Source organism: Rhodococcus globerulus (genome assembly GCF_019334125.1).
GTDB lineage: Bacteria > Actinomycetota > Actinomycetes > Mycobacteriales > Mycobacteriaceae > Rhodococcus_F > Rhodococcus_F globerula.
The window spans coordinates 1687044-1701432 of sequence record NZ_CP079698.1 but is presented as its reverse complement, the minus strand read 5'-3'; the positions used below and the strand labels follow the sequence as shown (position 1 = coordinate 1701432).

General features: G+C 62.9%; 18 protein-coding genes. 7 read left to right on the top strand and 11 right to left on the bottom strand.

What is annotated here, in order from left to right; translation table 11 throughout:
* Positions 1 to 31: 31 nt before the first annotated feature.
* Positions 32 to 784, top strand: a complete 753-nt coding sequence (locus tag KYT97_RS07645) for an SOS response-associated peptidase (protein ID WP_045070552.1) — start codon at positions 32 to 34, stop codon at positions 782 to 784.
* Positions 785 to 826: 42 nt separating this feature from the next.
* On the opposite strand, the gene KYT97_RS07640 is transcribed toward KYT97_RS07645, so the two are convergent.
* The 4 genes from KYT97_RS07640 to ybaK form a co-directional block, all read right to left on the bottom strand.
* Positions 827 to 1546 (bottom strand): SIMPL domain-containing protein, encoded by a 720-nt coding sequence (locus KYT97_RS07640; RefSeq protein ID WP_141484514.1) that lies wholly within the window; start codon positions 1544 to 1546, stop codon positions 827 to 829.
* A gap of 45 nt (positions 1547 to 1591) precedes the next feature.
* Positions 1592 to 2041, bottom strand: coding sequence for a class F sortase (locus tag KYT97_RS07635; RefSeq protein ID WP_219112001.1), 450 nt, complete (start codon positions 2039 to 2041; stop codon positions 1592 to 1594).
* Positions 2042 to 2180: 139 nt separating this feature from the next.
* On the bottom strand, positions 2181 to 3395 hold the full coding sequence (locus tag KYT97_RS07630) for a hypothetical protein (RefSeq protein WP_219112000.1): 1215 nt from the start codon (positions 3393 to 3395) through the stop codon (positions 2181 to 2183).
* Positions 3396 to 3751: 356 nt separating this feature from the next.
* The gene (ybaK, locus tag KYT97_RS07625) at positions 3752 to 4246 is read right to left on the bottom strand and encodes a Cys-tRNA(Pro) deacylase (protein ID WP_116101553.1); all 495 of its coding nucleotides are present in this window, start codon (positions 4244 to 4246) and stop codon (positions 3752 to 3754) included.
* A gap of 142 nt (positions 4247 to 4388) precedes the next feature.
* Between ybaK and KYT97_RS07620 the strand changes: the two genes are divergently transcribed.
* A complete protein-coding gene (locus KYT97_RS07620) occupies positions 4389 to 5114 on the top strand; it encodes a sigma-70 family RNA polymerase sigma factor (RefSeq protein WP_202025927.1) in 726 nt (241 codons plus the stop codon).
* The gene (gene rsrA / locus KYT97_RS07615; RefSeq protein ID WP_219111999.1) at positions 5111 to 5392 is read left to right on the top strand and encodes a mycothiol system anti-sigma-R factor; all 282 of its coding nucleotides are present in this window, start codon (positions 5111 to 5113) and stop codon (positions 5390 to 5392) included. Before KYT97_RS07620 ends, rsrA begins: the two co-directional genes overlap by 4 nt.
* 90 nt (positions 5393 to 5482) lie before the next feature.
* Here the strand turns inward: rsrA and KYT97_RS31245 are convergent, their stop codons facing one another.
* Positions 5483 to 5557 (bottom strand): 50S ribosomal protein bL37, encoded by a 75-nt coding sequence (locus tag KYT97_RS31245; RefSeq protein ID WP_095887907.1) that lies wholly within the window; start codon positions 5555 to 5557, stop codon positions 5483 to 5485.
* 128 nt (positions 5558 to 5685) lie between these two features.
* On the opposite strand from KYT97_RS31245, the gene KYT97_RS07610 reads away from it, so the two are divergent.
* Positions 5686 to 5901, top strand: coding sequence for a biotin/lipoyl-binding carrier protein (locus KYT97_RS07610; RefSeq protein ID WP_033231176.1), 216 nt, complete (start codon positions 5686 to 5688; stop codon positions 5899 to 5901).
* Positions 5902 to 5911: 10 nt separating this feature from the next.
* Positions 5912 to 7414, top strand: a complete 1503-nt coding sequence (locus KYT97_RS07605) for a sensor histidine kinase (RefSeq protein WP_033231175.1) — start codon at positions 5912 to 5914, stop codon at positions 7412 to 7414.
* Positions 7415 to 7548: 134 nt separating this feature from the next.
* On the opposite strand, the gene KYT97_RS07600 is transcribed toward KYT97_RS07605, so the two are convergent.
* Positions 7549 to 7803: a WhiB family transcriptional regulator gene (locus KYT97_RS07600; protein WP_003940950.1), complete on the bottom strand. Its 255-nt coding sequence runs from the start codon at positions 7801 to 7803 to the stop codon at positions 7549 to 7551.
* A gap of 253 nt (positions 7804 to 8056) precedes the next feature.
* Positions 8057 to 9013, bottom strand: coding sequence for a diacylglycerol/lipid kinase family protein (locus KYT97_RS07595; protein ID WP_033231174.1), 957 nt, complete (start codon positions 9011 to 9013; stop codon positions 8057 to 8059).
* A gap of 41 nt (positions 9014 to 9054) precedes the next feature.
* On the opposite strand from KYT97_RS07595, the gene KYT97_RS07590 reads away from it, so the two are divergent.
* Positions 9055 to 9525, top strand: coding sequence for a hypothetical protein (locus tag KYT97_RS07590; RefSeq protein WP_172936064.1), 471 nt, complete (start codon positions 9055 to 9057; stop codon positions 9523 to 9525).
* Positions 9526 to 9529: 4 nt separating this feature from the next.
* Here KYT97_RS07590 and KYT97_RS07585 read toward each other — a convergent pair whose 3' ends face one another.
* Together KYT97_RS07585 and KYT97_RS07580 are read right to left on the bottom strand one after the other, a co-directional pair.
* Positions 9530 to 10009 carry a GNAT family N-acetyltransferase gene (locus tag KYT97_RS07585; RefSeq protein ID WP_033231172.1) on the bottom strand — a complete coding sequence of 160 codons (480 nt, stop codon included), beginning with the start codon at positions 10007 to 10009 and terminating at the stop codon, positions 9530 to 9532.
* Positions 10010 to 10014: 5 nt separating this feature from the next.
* The gene (locus KYT97_RS07580; RefSeq protein ID WP_051730206.1) at positions 10015 to 10635 is read right to left on the bottom strand and encodes an acid phosphatase; all 621 of its coding nucleotides are present in this window, start codon (positions 10633 to 10635) and stop codon (positions 10015 to 10017) included.
* Positions 10636 to 10719: 84 nt separating this feature from the next.
* Between KYT97_RS07580 and KYT97_RS07575 the strand changes: the two genes are divergently transcribed.
* Positions 10720 to 11517: a ParA family protein gene (locus KYT97_RS07575; RefSeq protein ID WP_033231497.1), complete on the top strand. Its 798-nt coding sequence runs from the start codon at positions 10720 to 10722 to the stop codon at positions 11515 to 11517.
* 6 nt (positions 11518 to 11523) lie between these two features.
* Here KYT97_RS07575 and KYT97_RS07570 read toward each other — a convergent pair whose 3' ends face one another.
* Both KYT97_RS07570 and KYT97_RS07565 read right to left on the bottom strand, forming a co-directional pair.
* Positions 11524 to 12726, bottom strand: a complete 1203-nt coding sequence (locus KYT97_RS07570) for an Rv3212 family protein (RefSeq protein ID WP_219111998.1) — start codon at positions 12724 to 12726, stop codon at positions 11524 to 11526.
* Positions 12727 to 12735: 9 nt separating this feature from the next.
* Complete coding sequence (locus KYT97_RS07565; RefSeq protein WP_245006052.1) at positions 12736 to 14277, bottom strand: DEAD/DEAH box helicase; 1542 nt, start codon at positions 14275 to 14277, stop codon at positions 12736 to 12738.
* Positions 14278 to 14389: the final 112 nt, after the last annotated feature.

Here is a 14389-nt window from a genome sequence, read left to right as displayed (position 1 = left end):
GATTGGTCGAAACCGTGCCACCCTGGGTGTCATGTGCGGAAGGTATGCGACCACAGCGGACCCGGCGAGCCTGGCAGTCGAACTCGATGCGATCGACGAGACCGATCACTCGTCGGCCGTCGCCGAGGATTTCAACGTGGCACCGACGACGCCGGTGCTGACGGTTGTCGAGCGCCACGATCGCGAGAACCCCGACAGCGATCCGGCCAAGCGGATTCGGCAGATGCGATGGGGGTTGGTGCCCTCGTGGACGAAAGAATTGGGCAAGGGCCCGGTTCTGTTCAACGCGCGCGCCGATTCCCTGGCGGAGAAACCGGCATTCCGAACGTCATTCAAATACAAGCGCTGTCTCGTCCCGATGGATGGTTGGTACGAGTGGCAGACCGAACCGCAGGGTGGCAAGAAAGCGTCGAAGATCCCGTACTACATGCACCGCGGCGACGGATCGAGGCTGTTCATGGCCGGAGTGTGGTCGGCGTGGCGCGATCCACGGATCGAGAACGCCGATCCGGTTCTGAGCTGTTCGATCGTCACCGTGGACTCGCTCGGCCACCTCGAACAGGTACATGACCGGATGCCACTCGCCCTGCCCCGTGATCGTTGGGACGCCTGGCTCGATCCCGATCACGGCGCGAACCCGTCACTGCTCGAACCGGTGCCCGAACTGTTCTCGGGGATCGAGATCGACCGAGTGAGGCCCCTCGTCAACAGCGTCAAGAACAACGGGCGCGAATTGATCGAGCCGGACGTCGACCGCGCAGGGGAGCAGATCAGTCTGCTCTAGTCGAGCGCCCGTCATTCAAGGCCACGTCATTCCAAAGCCACGTCATTCCAAGGCCCACGTCACGGTGACCTCGAAGGATACCTGCTGGGTTCCCGGTGCAATGGCCATGTCGAGCATCGCGCCACCGGGCGCCCTCATTGTCTGGTCGCCGGTGGTGCCTGGTGCTTCGGTGATCGTGATGACGTTCGACAGCGAGGTCCCGGAAAGATCGGCGTATTGCTCCGCGCGGTTCTGTGCGTCCTCGAAGGCCCGAGTCCGAGCGTCGGCGAGCAGCGCCGAATCGTCGTCGATGTCGAAGGCGACGGTATTCAGGCGTGCCGCATCACCGCCGGCGGCGATCCCCGCGTCGAGCACGGCCGACGCTTTACTCAGATCCCGGACGACGATCCGCACCGAGTTGGTCGCGCGGTAACCCGTCACTGTTGCGCCGCCGAAAGGCCCACCGGATCCGTCGTACTGCGGCTGGACGGACAGATCACTGGTCTGAATGTCTTCGGCAGCTGCACCCGCGGCGACCATCGCGTCGATCATCGCCCGGGCCTTCTCGTTCGCTTGGGATACCGCTCCCGACACATCCGGCGCAACAACCTCGACGCCGATGCCCGCACTGAGAATGTCAGGGGCCCCGCGAACCTCACCTGTTCCGACGACGGTGACCTCTTTGGTTGTGTTGTCGCTACTTGCGCAGGCGGTGAGCGAGATCGCGAGCGCAGCGGCCACTGCAAGCGTTGTCAGGTGTGGTCGGACAGACGTGAGGTTCATGGCCCAGAGGCTAGCGACTCCCACTACGCCGCGTGGTCGAATCCCTCATCGAGCCAGGGCGCCGGTGATATCGGCGTAGGCAACAAAGTTCTTCGACGACAGCGTTGTTCCGTTCTCCAGGTAGCACGTCACCAGGACGAGCCGTCCAGGCTGTCGAAGGCGCAGTTCCGGCGACTCCTGCGCTTCGCCGAACTTCTCGTACAGCGCAGTCGAACGCACCGTGTACTCGAGTGTGCCGGAATCCGTTTCGATCAGCACCCGGCTGCCGGCCACGATGTCCGGCAGGGTGTCGAACACTGCCGCAGTCCCGGCGCCGGCGTGGCCGATCACGAAAACCGTTCCGTCACTGTCTGTTCCAGGCTCGCTGCGACAGCCGACCCAATACGCGTCCGCCAGGGTCGGTGGATCGAGCACGGGGCAGGCGCCTGCGGGCATCGGGAGCACTTTCGTGTCGATCCCAAGATCGGCGATCGACAACCGTGTCGGCTGGGCCATCGGGACCGACTGCGATTGCAGAGAATCGGCAGGAATCGTGTCGGCCGATGTGTGCGCGGCCTCGAGGCGAGCTTGTCCGGAGATCGCGCACCCTGGCAGTAGCAGAAAGAGTATTGCCAGGATCAGGACACGACACCGATCAGTGCTGGTTCGGCGCATTCTTACGGCGCAAAACAAATGCACCCGCGGCGGAGACCAGCAATGCCGCGCCGCCGATTCCGGCGATCAGCAGACCGGACGGTCCGGTGGACTCACCTGCCCCGGTCTGGAACACCAGAGCGTCGTCGTAGGCCAGAGGTACAAATGTGCCCTGCGGATCGTCGTAACCGTGGACCTTGTACCCCTCGGGGGTAGTGACCACGTACACCGGTTCCTTCGACGGTCCCGTCGTGGGCGCCGGGGTCCCACCGTCGATCTTCGGGATTCCCACGAGAATCGGGGGAAGAACGATCACCCGAGTGGTGGTTGTGGGAATCGACGTTGCCGACGGTGTCGACACTGCGGAGGACGTGGTGACTCGCGCAGACGTCGTGGTGGTCGGTTCCGTCGTCGTTACTTCGGTGGTGGTCGGTTCTGTGGTGACCGTGGTGGTGGTCGGTTCTGTGGTCGTTACTTCGGTGGTGGTCGTGACGGGTGTTGTTGTGACGGGGGTTGTCGTCACCGTTGTAGTGGTCACGGGTGTTGTTGTGCTGGTCGTTGTTTCGGGTGTCTTGGGATCGGAGGGCATCGGCGGTTCACCGTGCTCGCCGTAGTGGTAGTTCTGGCCGTCGACCTGCACCCAGGTGATGTCGAAGTTTTCCCACCCCGGGAAGTTCGGGTGTGAGGAAATATCGAGCACCCAGGGGGATTGGCCGATGAACTTTTCGGTCCACTGCCCGTTGCCGTCGATGTGTGTCCCCAGTTGCATGGTTTCGCCGGTGTCGGGGTTCGTGATCGTCAGGTTGATGTGCTGGCCCATCGCAGCGCTCTGGCCGTCGGGGTAGTAGACCGTCACGGTTCCGGGAGAGACGGAATATTCGCGCCCACCTGCGGCGATGCCGTCTGTCGGCGTGGTCCATGTCGGGGTCGACTTTGCGGCAACCGACGGCGTTGTTGTGCTTGCCGAGGGGGTTGTGGTCGCTGCCGTTGTGGTCTCCGAAGTTGCCGACGACGTTGCTGGAGTTGTTGCTGGCGTGGACTCGGAAGGCGTTGCCGACTCGGTGGTGGAGGGTGACTCGACGGTTGTCTGCGCCGTTGTCGCCTCGCCGTTGTCGTCATCTGTTGCCGCTGCCGGAGCCGCAGCAGCGAATGCGGTGAAACTGGCGACGGCTACTGCTGCTGCGTAGATCTTGGTACGTCCGCGCTGATTGTTCACGACAGTATGGCCTTTCGGTCCCGAAAGCGGCGGCGCACAGGCTCGGATGGACGCACGGCACAGCAAGGCCGGGCAGGTCGAATCGAAGAGTGTGCCGATGGCGGTGGGTAGTTGATCAATCCTTCAATTACTAGGTAACTCGATGGTCGCTATGTCCGTCAAGTCCGATTTGCTGATCGTGCGCCATTTCACAGAAATGCGCTAATCCATTGCGTAGGAACATATTTCGGATGCGTTGCAAAGGGTGATTTCGGGGGTGAATCTCTCCGGGAAACGTCCCGCCGACTGGCTATCGACGGGACCTTAGGTGTAGGCGGGTTCGGGACTTTAGGCCCACGGCTCTGTTCGAGTAATTGTCAGCCGGCAGTAATCGACGCTGTCGTCGCGCCGCACAGATCGACAAGGTCGCCAGGTGCCAGTTCGATTTCGAGTCCGCGCCGGCCCGCGCTGCACAGGACGCGATCCCACTCGAGTGCTGACGCATCGATCACCGTCGGCAGTTTCTTGCGCTGCCCCAGCGGGGAGATGCCACCGAAGACATAGCCGCTCGAGCGCTCTGCGTCGGCGCGGTCGGCCATGACGGCTTTGCTTGCGCCGAGCGCGGCGGCAGCGGCTTTCAGCGAGAGTTTGTTTGGGACGGGGAGCACGGCAACGGCTAGTTTCCCCGTATCGAGCTTGATGACCAGAGTCTTGAATATCTGATCTGCCGTGACACCGACAGCCCCGGCCAGGGCGGTGACCGCCTCGTCGCCGAAGGATTCCGCGCGCGGGTCGTGGTCGTAGCTGTGAACCTGATGGGCGGTCTTCGACTTCTCGAGGAGTTTGGTCGCAGGGGTCGCAGTTCCGGCCATGACGACACCCTATGTCCAGAAGCGCGGGGAATGTAGTCCGAGGCAGTGGTGTTGGTACTGGTTGATCCCATCCGGAAAAAGTGAAGGAGCGACCGTGCTGGCTGTGTGCGAGCCACGACCGGCCCATAGGTCGGAACTGACGATGGCGGTAACCTTGATCCCCACGGCTAGTGAAGGGATCAGAGTGCTGGAACACGACCGGCCCAAGGACGAACAGTCGGAGGTCACCGAACCTGCCGATGCCGTTGCGTCCGAAACGCCCGAAACTGCGGATGAGTTGATTGCCCGTTTCGAGCGGGACGCGCTGCCTTTGCTCGACCAGCTCTACGGTGCCGCGCTGCGTATGACGCGTAATCCCTCGGATGCCGAGGACCTGGTTCAAGAGACGTACATCAAGGCGTACACGGCTTTCCGATCGTTCCGTGACGGAACCAATCTCAAGGCGTGGCTGTACCGGATTCTCACCAACACGTACATCAACTCGTATCGGAAGAAGCAGCGTCAGCCGGCGCAGTATCCGACCGACGAGATCACCGACTGGCAGTTGGCTGCTACGGCGGAGCACACGTCGACCGGGCTGCGTTCCGCTGAGGTCGAGGCGCTCGACGCGCTTCCCGACGACGACATCAAGGCCGCTCTGCAAGAGCTGCCGGAAGAGTTCCGCATGGCGGTGTACTACGCGGACGTCGAGGGTTTCCCGTACAAGGAAATCGCGGAGATCATGGGCACGCCCATCGGAACGGTGATGTCACGGCTGCATCGCGGACGTAAGCAATTGCGCGGATTGTTGGGCGACGTCGCGAAGGACCGCGGGTTCAACCGGGGCGAGAAGGACGTAGCTGCCGAAGCGGAAGGTGTTACCCGATGAGCACGCAGGACGAATTCGAAAGGCTCGACTGCTCAGCGGTCATTGCCGACGTGTGGTTGATGCTCGACGGTGAATGCGACGATGCCAGTCGTGCGCGTCTGCAGCGACACATCGACGATTGTGGTTCCTGCCTCGCAGCGTACGGAATCGAGGAGAAGGTCAAGAGTTTGATCAGCCGCAAGTGCGGTCGCGAGCATGCGCCCGAGAGCCTCCGTCAGAGGCTCACCATCGAGTTGCGACGCACGATCATCGTGACGACTACCGAAACCGACAAATAGTCCGGCTGGGGGCGTCTGAGACGTCAACAACAACAAGGGGCGGGGAAGCAATGATTGCTTCCCCGCCCCTTGTTGTCGGTGCACTACATGTCAGGCGTTTGGACGCTTGCCATGGTTAGCTGCACTGCCCTTACGGCTACGCTTCTTACGACCGCGCTTACCCATGATTGGTCTCCCTTCTGTTTCTTTCGCGTCATTCTTTCACGCCCACCTCGGTGTGGTTCCATTGGCAGGTCGATCGGGTCTCCCGGCGACAGAAGTCCTACCGGTTCTCGGCAGAAGTGAGGTTCACGATGGCAGAAGACGTGCGCGCGGAAATGGTTTCCACGGTGTTCCAGGTTGTCGTGAGTGAGGGCGATGTTGTCGCGGACGGCGACACGCTGGTCATCCTGGAGTCCATGAAGATGGAGATTCCGGTGCTGGCGGAGGTTGCGGGCACCGTCACCACCGTGGGAGTCAAGGTCGGCGATGTCATTCAGCAAGGCGACTTGATCGCCGTGATCTCCTAAGCGTTCGCGAATGTCCACTCTCAGCGACCTCCTGGCAGAACACACCGACCTACCCGGCACCGCCGTCGATCACCTGCAACGGGTGGTGGGCGAGTGGCAGCTCCTCGCCGACCTCTCCTTCGCCGACGTCCTGCTGTGGGTGGCCGCCGAATCGGATCAGTCCGCGCCGTCCGGAAGCGTGATCTGCGTCGCGCATTGCCGCCCGACCACCGCGTCGACGGCATTCCCGGAAGACGCTGTGGGGACCCTTGTGTCGGAGTCCGAGCATCCGCAGGTTCTGCGTGCGTTGGTCGAGGGACAGGTGGTGCGGACGGAGGACGCTGACTGGCGCGAAGGTATGCCGCCGCGCCGGGAGGCATTGCCGGTGCGATTGGACGGCCGTGTCATTGCCGCCCTGAGTCGCGATACCAACCTCTCGCATCAGCGGGCGCAGAGTCCGTTGGAAGTGGCGTATCTGGATTGCGCTGCCGACCTGTGTCAGATGATCAGCGACGGCACGTTCCCGGTTCGGGAATCGCGTTCGGATACCAACTCGAGTCCGCGTGCGGGCGACGGTTTCATCCGGCTCGATACCGAGGGGCGGGTGGTGTACGCGAGCCCGAATGCGTTGTCCGCCTATCACCGCATGGGGTTGAGTGCGGACCTGGTGGGCCAGGATCTCGCCGCGGTGACGCGGATGTTGGTGACCGACCCGTTCGAATCGCAAGAGGCTGCCGGCTACATCCGAGACACTTTGGCGGACAAGCCCGGTCGACGGATGGAGATCGAAGCGCGTGGTGCCACGGTGTTGCTGCGTGCGTTGGTCCTCAAACCGGGTGGACGCCATGTGGGGGCTGCTGTTGTCGTCCGCGACGTCACCGAGGTGAAGCGGCGAGATCGTGCCCTGCTCAGCAAGGACGCGACCATCCGCGAAATTCACCATCGTGTGAAGAACAACTTGCAGACCGTCGCGGCGCTGTTGCGCTTGCAGGCTCGGCGAACCGGCAATGACGAAGCACGCCAGGCCTTGACCGAATCGGTACGACGCGTTACGTCGATCGCGTTGGTGCACGACACGTTGTCGATGTCGGTGGACGAGGAGGTCGACCTCGACGAGGTGATCGACCGGTTGGTTCCGATGCTCTCCGATGTCGCGGGAGTCGGTGCGCCCGTGACGATCCGGCGTGAGGGTAGTTTCGGTGTGTTCTCCGCCGAGCGAGCGACGCCGCTGGTGATGGTGCTGACGGAGTTGGTACAGAACGCGATAGAGCACGCGTTCGATCCTGGCGTCGCGGGCACCGTGACTCTCAGCGCGGAGCGTTCGGCGCGGTGGCTGGACGTGATCATCCACGACAACGGGCGTGGTTTGCCTGCGGGTTTCAGTCTCGAGAAATCCGACCGTCTGGGCTTGCAGATCGTGCGGACACTGCTCGGTGCAGAGCTCGGAGGTTCACTCGGATTGCACCCGGGAAGTGGTGGCGGAACCGATGCGGTTCTCCGTGTGCCGCTCGGCAGGCGAAGTGCGCGTTACTGATTCGCATCGATCGCGATATTTCGAGCAGACAAAAAGCCCGGCACCATGGTGTGCCGGGCTGTCGTCTTCGACGGCAAAACGGGAGGAGCTGTACTCGCGTTCGCGTCGGACGTCTGAAGTACTCGAGTACTTGCCTAGACGGAAGTGCGTGCGCGAGTGCGTGCGTTACGACGCTTGAGTGCGCGACGCTCGTCTTCGCTCATTCCGCCCCACACGCCTGCATCCTGACCGGACTCGAGAGCCCAGGACAAGCATTCGGCGGTGACGGGGCAGCGGTTGCAGACAACCTTGGCATCAGCAATCTGTGCGAGGGCCGGTCCGCTGTTTCCCACCGGGAAGAACAGTTCGGGATCCTCGTCGCGACAGATTGCGTTGTGGCGCCAGTCCATCTTTTTCGCTCCTTAAGCTGGGTGTGAATACACCGTTTGGTACCAATGAGTTTGTGTGTGCGTAATCAATGTTTCCGCACTGTTACTTGTGAATGCTTTCACGAACTCGCGGTATGTCAATAGATTTGGACAGGTTCGTGGGCCAACTCACTAAAATCGGACGTACCGATTGGCAACCTTGTAGTCATCGGCATTTTACCCGAGCGCAATGACGGTTTTCCACTGTTTTTGCAGGTCAAGACAGTTGTGTGGATCACGCAGGCAGTGGAGCGAAGACCTCGAGTGCGTCCGGTACAGCGGTAAATTCGACCGATTTGCGAAGTCCGATGAAATCTCCGTCCATTTGAAAACCGATCGGCCGTGACGACTCGATGGTGATGGCCGCGACGTCGTCGGTCCGTACGAGGACTTTCGATTTCGGCTCTGCGCCCTTCGCCAACAGTTGCCGGACAACCTTCAGGGAGGGAAGGACTTTGGTGCTCGTCATCGCGAAGAGTCCGAGCCCCGAGTCGAAAGTCGTTCCGGGATTGGTGTGTACGGGGCGCGCTTCGAGATAGGTCCACGGGCTGGAATTGGACACGAATGCATAGTGGACGCCCGGAATGGGATCCTGACCCGGAAGCTGGACCGTCAGTGCAGGTTCGGCTCGCTTGGCTCGGAAGAACGCGGCGATCGCGGTGCGCACGTATCGACTCGGCGTCGCGGGATCACCGTTCTTACGACTGGCGTCGACGGCCTCGCACACATCGGCGTCGAGGCCCATCCCGGCGTTGAACGTGAACCATCGGTTGTCTGCGTGGGCAAGTCCGATGCGTCGACGAGTCCGCTCGCTCAAGAGATCGATCAGTTGATTGGTGGCATCGACAGGATCGGGTGCAATGCCCAGTGAACGGGCAAACACGTTGGCGGATCCACCGGGAACAACCGCGACGGTCGGAATGGGTCCTACGGGCACGGCTTTCATCGATGTCGGATGCGGCGATCCGAGGAGGCCGTTGACCACTTCGTTGACGGTGCCGTCGCCGCCGTGGACGATCACCACACCGAAACCGTCTTCGTGCGCTTGCCGAGCGAGTTCGGCGGCGTGACCACGATGGGTTGTGTGCGTCACGGTCAGTCGCACCCGACTCTCGAGAGCGTGAGCCAACAGATCACGACCGGCCGCGGTGGTCGAGGTGGCATTGGGATTGACGATCAGCAGTGCGCGCACGGGGCATGAGCCTATCCGGTGTCGTGTTCTAGGCTGGTCTCGTGCCGAATACTGCCAGTCCGAATACCCTTCCCAACACAGTCAGGTGGGCGGGTGCCCTCGTGACGCTGCAAGGTCTGGTTGCGGCCGGCTTTGCCGTAGTCGCCGTAATTCGGGGTCTGACCGGGCACGACCAGAGCGTGACCAACGGTTACGGGTTTGCCGCGTGGGTGGCGATTCTCGGTGGTGCCGTGTTGGCTGCCGGTATCGCGCTGCTGACGGGTCGGCGGTGGGGACGCGCGATTGCCGTCGTTGCGCAGTTGCTGCTTCTGCCGGTTGCCTGGTCGCTTTTGACCGACTCGCACCAGGTATTTCTCGGTGTTGTCCTCGGAGCGGTTGTTCTCGTGACGCTGGTTTTCCTGTTCTCCGCGCCCACGTCCAAGTGGATGGCACTGGAGTACGGATCATTCTCCGACGAGATCGCGACCGAGGAGACCGAAACGACCGAGGGTCGGGACAAGACCGACAGCTGACGCTCTAGCGAGCCTGCGCGGCCAACGAACCCAGGTGGTCGCCGGTCAGTCGGTAGGTGGTCCACTCGGTTTTCGCCTCGGCGCCGAGTGATTCGTAGAACCCGATGGACGATGTGTTCCAGTTGAGCACCGACCACGACAGGCGTGAGTAGTTGTTGTCCGTGCATTCCTTCGCGAGAGCAGCCAACAAGGCTTTGCCGTGGCCTGATCCGCGCTCGGAGGGCTTCACGTACAAGTCTTCGAGGTAGATGCCGTAGACGCCTTCCCAGGTCGAGAAATTGCGGAACCACAGCGCCATACCGACAACATCTCCGCTCTCGGAGACCGCGACATGGGCAAAAGCGGACGCCGCATCACCGAAAAGTGCTTCGCCGATCTGAGCGGGTTTGACGGTGCACTCGTCGAGCGCCTTCTGATAATCGGCAAGTTCGTAGATCATGTCGGTGATCGGCTGGACGTCGGCGGGAGTGGCGCGTCGGATCATGGCACTCAGCCTTCCACGAGCGGTGGCACGTTGTGGTGCAGGAGATGCGTCGATCCGTGTTCGTACCCGAGCACCGAGTAGGCGCCGGGGGAGAGGGCAAATCGTCGGCCCTCGGAGACGGGCAGTTCGAGCCACCGCGCGATGAGAGCGCGGGAGAAATGCCCGTGCCCGATCAGGATGACGTCCCGTTCGGCCAGCTGAGACGTCACCAGGCTGAGCACCATGTCCGTGCGGGCGCCGATCTCGTCGGCATGCTCGCCGCCCGGGCAGGGATGACTCCACACCGTCCAATCGGGGACGCTTGTGCGAATTTCAGGCGTGGTGAGTCCCTCGTAGTCACCGTAATCCCACTCGGACAATGCATCCCAGGTCTGCTCGTCCGGCAGCCCTGCGAGCTCGCCCGTGCGCTGGGCGCGCAGCCGTGGGCTGGTCAGGATCATGGGATTGCGGAGGCCGAGTGCTCGAATGCGATTACCGGTGGCGGTGGCCTGGATCTCGCCGAGCGCGGTGAGCGGGACTTCGGTGCGACTGGTGTGCTTACCGCTGCGGGCCCATTCGGTTTCGCCGTGACGCAAGAGAATGACGCGGGGATTGGACGTGACGGTGCTGCGAACCGAGGAGGCCATGTGCCCATCATTGCAGGACAACTCGTGACACGACATCCGCGTGTAGCGTTCGCCTCTTCGCTCGAAATGCGCAAGGATCTATCTGTGACGACGGTTCTCGCAGTGGCAAATCAAAAGGGCGGCGTGGCCAAGACCACGACCGTCGCCTCCCTCGGTGCGGCTCTGTCCGCTCTCGGTCAACGTGTACTGGTGGTGGATCTTGATCCTCAGGGGTGCCTGACGTTCTCGCTCGGGCACAATCCCGATCGGCTCGAACGTTCGGTCAACGAAGTCCTGGCCGGTGATCTCGACGCTGCCGATGCGATCCTGTCTACCGGTGACGGCATGGATCTTCTGCCGGCAACCATCGATCTGGCGGGAGCGGAAGCGCTCCTGCTGATGCGTCCGGGCCGAGAGTTCGCGCTCAAGCGTGCGCTGTCGCCGCTGCTCGGGAACTACGACGTCGTCATCATCGACTGCCCGCCCTCGTTGGGTGTGTTGACGCTCAACGGATTGACTGCCGCGCAGTCGGTTCTTGTTCCGCTGCAATGCGAAACGCTGGCGCATCGCGGTGTGGGGCAGCTTCTGCGTACGGTGCGCGAAGTGCAGGCGATCACCAACCCCGACCTGGTTCTGCTCGGTGCATTGCCGACGCTGTACGACGCTCGGACTACACACAGCCGCGACGTTCTCGCAGATGTGAGCGACCGCTACTCGCTGCCCGTGCTCGCTCCGCCGATTCCGCGGACGGTAAAGTTCGCCGAGGCGTCGGCGTCCGGTGCGACGGTATTGGCCGGCCGGAAGAACAAGGGGGCCGACGCCTATCGCGATCTGGCGGCGAACCTTGTAAAACATTGGGCGGGAAGCGAAATCGTCACCTTTGTGCCGGACCCGACGGTCTGAGGCAAGTCAGCGCAGCGCAACCAGGGTGCCGTCGCGCTGTTCGAGAATGGTGTCGCCGGCGCTCGCGATGACGATCGGTGACGTGACGTCGCCGCGGTCGACGCCGATCATGCGGGTGACGGCGCCGTCGGTGGGGTTGATCACGGCAATTCCGTTGGGTACGGGAACAAGAAGCTGATCGGAGACCAGCGTGCCCGGGCCGGATGTTCCCTCGACGATCCAGGTGGGGGTCAAGTCGTTCGATCGAAGATTGATCGTCTGGGTGCCGGTCCACCACGTGATGCTGTTCTTGTCGGTGCGGAGGGTTGCGCGCTGAGAGTCGACGCCGTTCACGGGGTAGTCGACCAGTGCGGTGCCGGCGCCGTCGAAAATGCTGAGGCGAGAGACGGTTCCGTTTGCGCCGGGTAGGTAGACGGCGGTCTTCTCACCGGACACGGCGACGACGCGGGCACCCTCGGAATCCGGAAGCACGACCGTGCCGTATTCCTGCGGTTCCTGAGCATCCTTCGGGGCGGGATTCATGATCGTCAGACGGTTCGACGCGTCGCCCTCGCATTGCTGGAGGACGGACACGCGGCTGGAACTTGAAGCGGCGCTGAGTAATTCGCAACCTGCGTGCGGTTGCTTGTTGGGATTGACCGGGGCGTCGACGCGGCCGTACTCGAGCGTGCGCACAAGGTCCGAGCGCCACAGTTCCATGCGGGTGTCACCGAGGGAGATGACATAGGTGCCGTCGGCCGACAAGGTGACCGCCGGATCGGCGTCGCTGTTGCGCTGGTCTTTACGTGCTCCGGTGTCGGCTACCAGCGAGGTGACTTGTGAGCACCCACGGTCGTCCTGGTACACCGCCACGACTCGATCCCAGGAACCGATAGCTCCGCACAGTGGATAGTTGCGCGAGTAACGCCACACTTCGTCCCCGGTGGCGGGGTCACGGCCGACGACGTCGGAGCCGTCCGCTGTGACTGCGGCGTTGCCCACGGCGATCGGAGCTGTGGAGTCCGCGCTCGGGAACGCCCACACCTCGCGCAGAATGTCCGGAAGAACCGCGGACGTCGTCAGCGGAGGGAGAGCCGTGTCAGCGGTGACCGAGGTGGTTCCGCGCGCATCACTGCGCAACCACACCACGGTCACCGCCACGATCACGGCCAGCGCGATACCGAGAGCCGCGATTACATCAGAGCGAGTACGCCGTTCAGGTGCCAGCACATGGGGAGCTTACTCTGCTGCGGCTGCCGCAACGGCCTGCGCCGGGCGACGACGACGGCGACGGCGCGGCTTGGATGCGGCGTCGGAATCGGCTGAAGTGGCAGCATCGTCGGCGGGTGCAGCAGCATCCGCCGTGGGTGCAGTTGTCTGAGTTGCGTCAGCTGATTCGCTGCCGGCCCGGGTACGGCGACGGGTCCGGTTGCGACGAGGAGCGGCCTTCTCTTCGCTTCCGTCGGTGTCGGCAGCAGCCTTCGTGTCCGCGTTCGCCTTTTCGGGCGCAGCTTGTGCCTTCGCAGGCGCAGCCTTGCGGACGGTGCCCTTCGCGTCGGCCGGGATGGACAGCTCTTCGTACAGGTGCGGCGAGCTCGAGTACGTCTCGACCGGGTCGGGAATTCCGAGGCTCAGTGCCTTGTCGATGAGCTGCCAGCGAGGGATGTCGTCCCAGTCGACCAGCGTGACGGCGATACCGGTGCGTCCTGCTCGGCCGGTACGGCCGATGCGGTGGACGTACGTCTTCTCGTCCTCGGGGCACTGGTAGTTGATGACGTGGGTGACGTCGTCGATGTCGATACCGCGAGCAGCGACGTCGGTGGCGACAAGAACGTCGACCTTGCCGTTACGGAAGCCCTTCAGGGCCTTTTCACGGGCGATCTGTCCGAGGTCACCGTGGACGGCACCGACGGAGAAGCCGCGCTCGGCGAGATCGTCGGCGACTTTCTGGGCGGTGCGCTTGGTGCGGGTGAAGATCATGGTTGCGCCGCGACCTTCGGCCTGCAGCACGCGGGCGACCATCTCGGCCTTGTCGAGTGCGTGTGCACGGTAGATGTGCTGGCTCGTGCGATCGTGCACGGCGGACGATTCGGCTTCCTCGGCACGGATGTGCGTCGGCTGCGTCAGGAAGGTGCGCGCCAGGGTGATGATCGGGCCCGGCATCGTTGCGGAGAACAGCATCGTCTGACGCTTGTCGGGGACCATGCCCATGAGGCGTTCGATGTCGGGCAGGAAGCCGAGGTCGAGCATTTCGTCGGCTTCGTCGAGGACGAGAACGCCGACCTTGCCGAGAATCAGGTGCGACTGGTTCGCGAGGTCGAGCAGGCGGCCCGGGGTGCCGACAACAACGTCGACGCCCTTCTGGAGTGCCGCGATCTGAGCTTCGTAGGGACGGCCGCCGTAGATGGGCAGAACCTGGAGACCGCGATCGCCGACGCGGAGGTACTTGCTGGCGTTCTCGAGGTCGCGAGCAACCTGGATGCACAGTTCGCGGGTCGGGACGATGATCAAGGCGCGAGGCGTGCCGTCGAGGGCAGCGGTGCCATTGGAGGCAGTGGCGATGCGGTGCAGCAGCGGGACGCCGAAACCGAAGGTCTTGCCCATTCCGGTGCGGGCCTGGCCGATGAGGTCGTCGCCGGCGAGAGCCAACGGAAGTGTGAGTTCCTGGATGGCAAAAGTGCGTTCGATGCCGATTTCGTTCAGCGCGCGGACGATTTCGTCGCGAACGCCGAGTTCGGCAAACGTCGGGGGTACATGGGTGTCGTCGAGCTGGACGGACACGGTGTTTTCTGTTGCTTCGTCTTCGTGGTCGATCGTGATCTTGCTCAGGGGACTAGCCTTTCCTCGTTGCGGTACGCACGCACAAGGTAAGGGGCCTGGCCGTAAATCGGCC

What these genes read in the sequence shown, in the direction of transcription:
- KYT97_RS07645 (WP_045070552.1), top strand. Translation starts at nt 32, where the DNA reads ATGTGCGGAAGGTATGCGACCACAGCGGACCCGGCGAGCCTGGCAGTC.
- KYT97_RS07640 (WP_141484514.1), bottom strand. Translation starts at nt 1,546, where the DNA reads ATGAACCTCACGTCTGTCCGACCACACCTGACAACGCTTGCAGTGGCC.
- KYT97_RS07635 (WP_219112001.1), bottom strand. Translation starts at nt 2,041, where the DNA reads ATGGCCCAGCCGACACGGTTGTCGATCGCCGATCTTGGGATCGACACG.
- ybaK (WP_116101553.1), bottom strand. Translation starts at nt 4,246, where the DNA reads ATGGCCGGAACTGCGACCCCTGCGACCAAACTCCTCGAGAAGTCGAAG.
- KYT97_RS07620 (WP_202025927.1), top strand. Translation starts at nt 4,389, where the DNA reads ATGGCGGTAACCTTGATCCCCACGGCTAGTGAAGGGATCAGAGTGCTG.
- rsrA (WP_219111999.1), top strand. Translation starts at nt 5,111, where the DNA reads ATGAGCACGCAGGACGAATTCGAAAGGCTCGACTGCTCAGCGGTCATT.
- KYT97_RS07610 (WP_033231176.1), top strand. Translation starts at nt 5,686, where the DNA reads ATGGCAGAAGACGTGCGCGCGGAAATGGTTTCCACGGTGTTCCAGGTT.
- KYT97_RS07605 (WP_033231175.1), top strand. Translation starts at nt 5,912, where the DNA reads ATGTCCACTCTCAGCGACCTCCTGGCAGAACACACCGACCTACCCGGC.
- KYT97_RS07600 (WP_003940950.1), bottom strand. Translation starts at nt 7,803, where the DNA reads ATGGACTGGCGCCACAACGCAATCTGTCGCGACGAGGATCCCGAACTG.
- KYT97_RS07585 (WP_033231172.1), bottom strand. Translation starts at nt 10,009, where the DNA reads ATGATCCGACGCGCCACTCCCGCCGACGTCCAGCCGATCACCGACATG.
- KYT97_RS07580 (WP_051730206.1), bottom strand. Translation starts at nt 10,635, where the DNA reads ATGGCCTCCTCGGTTCGCAGCACCGTCACGTCCAATCCCCGCGTCATT.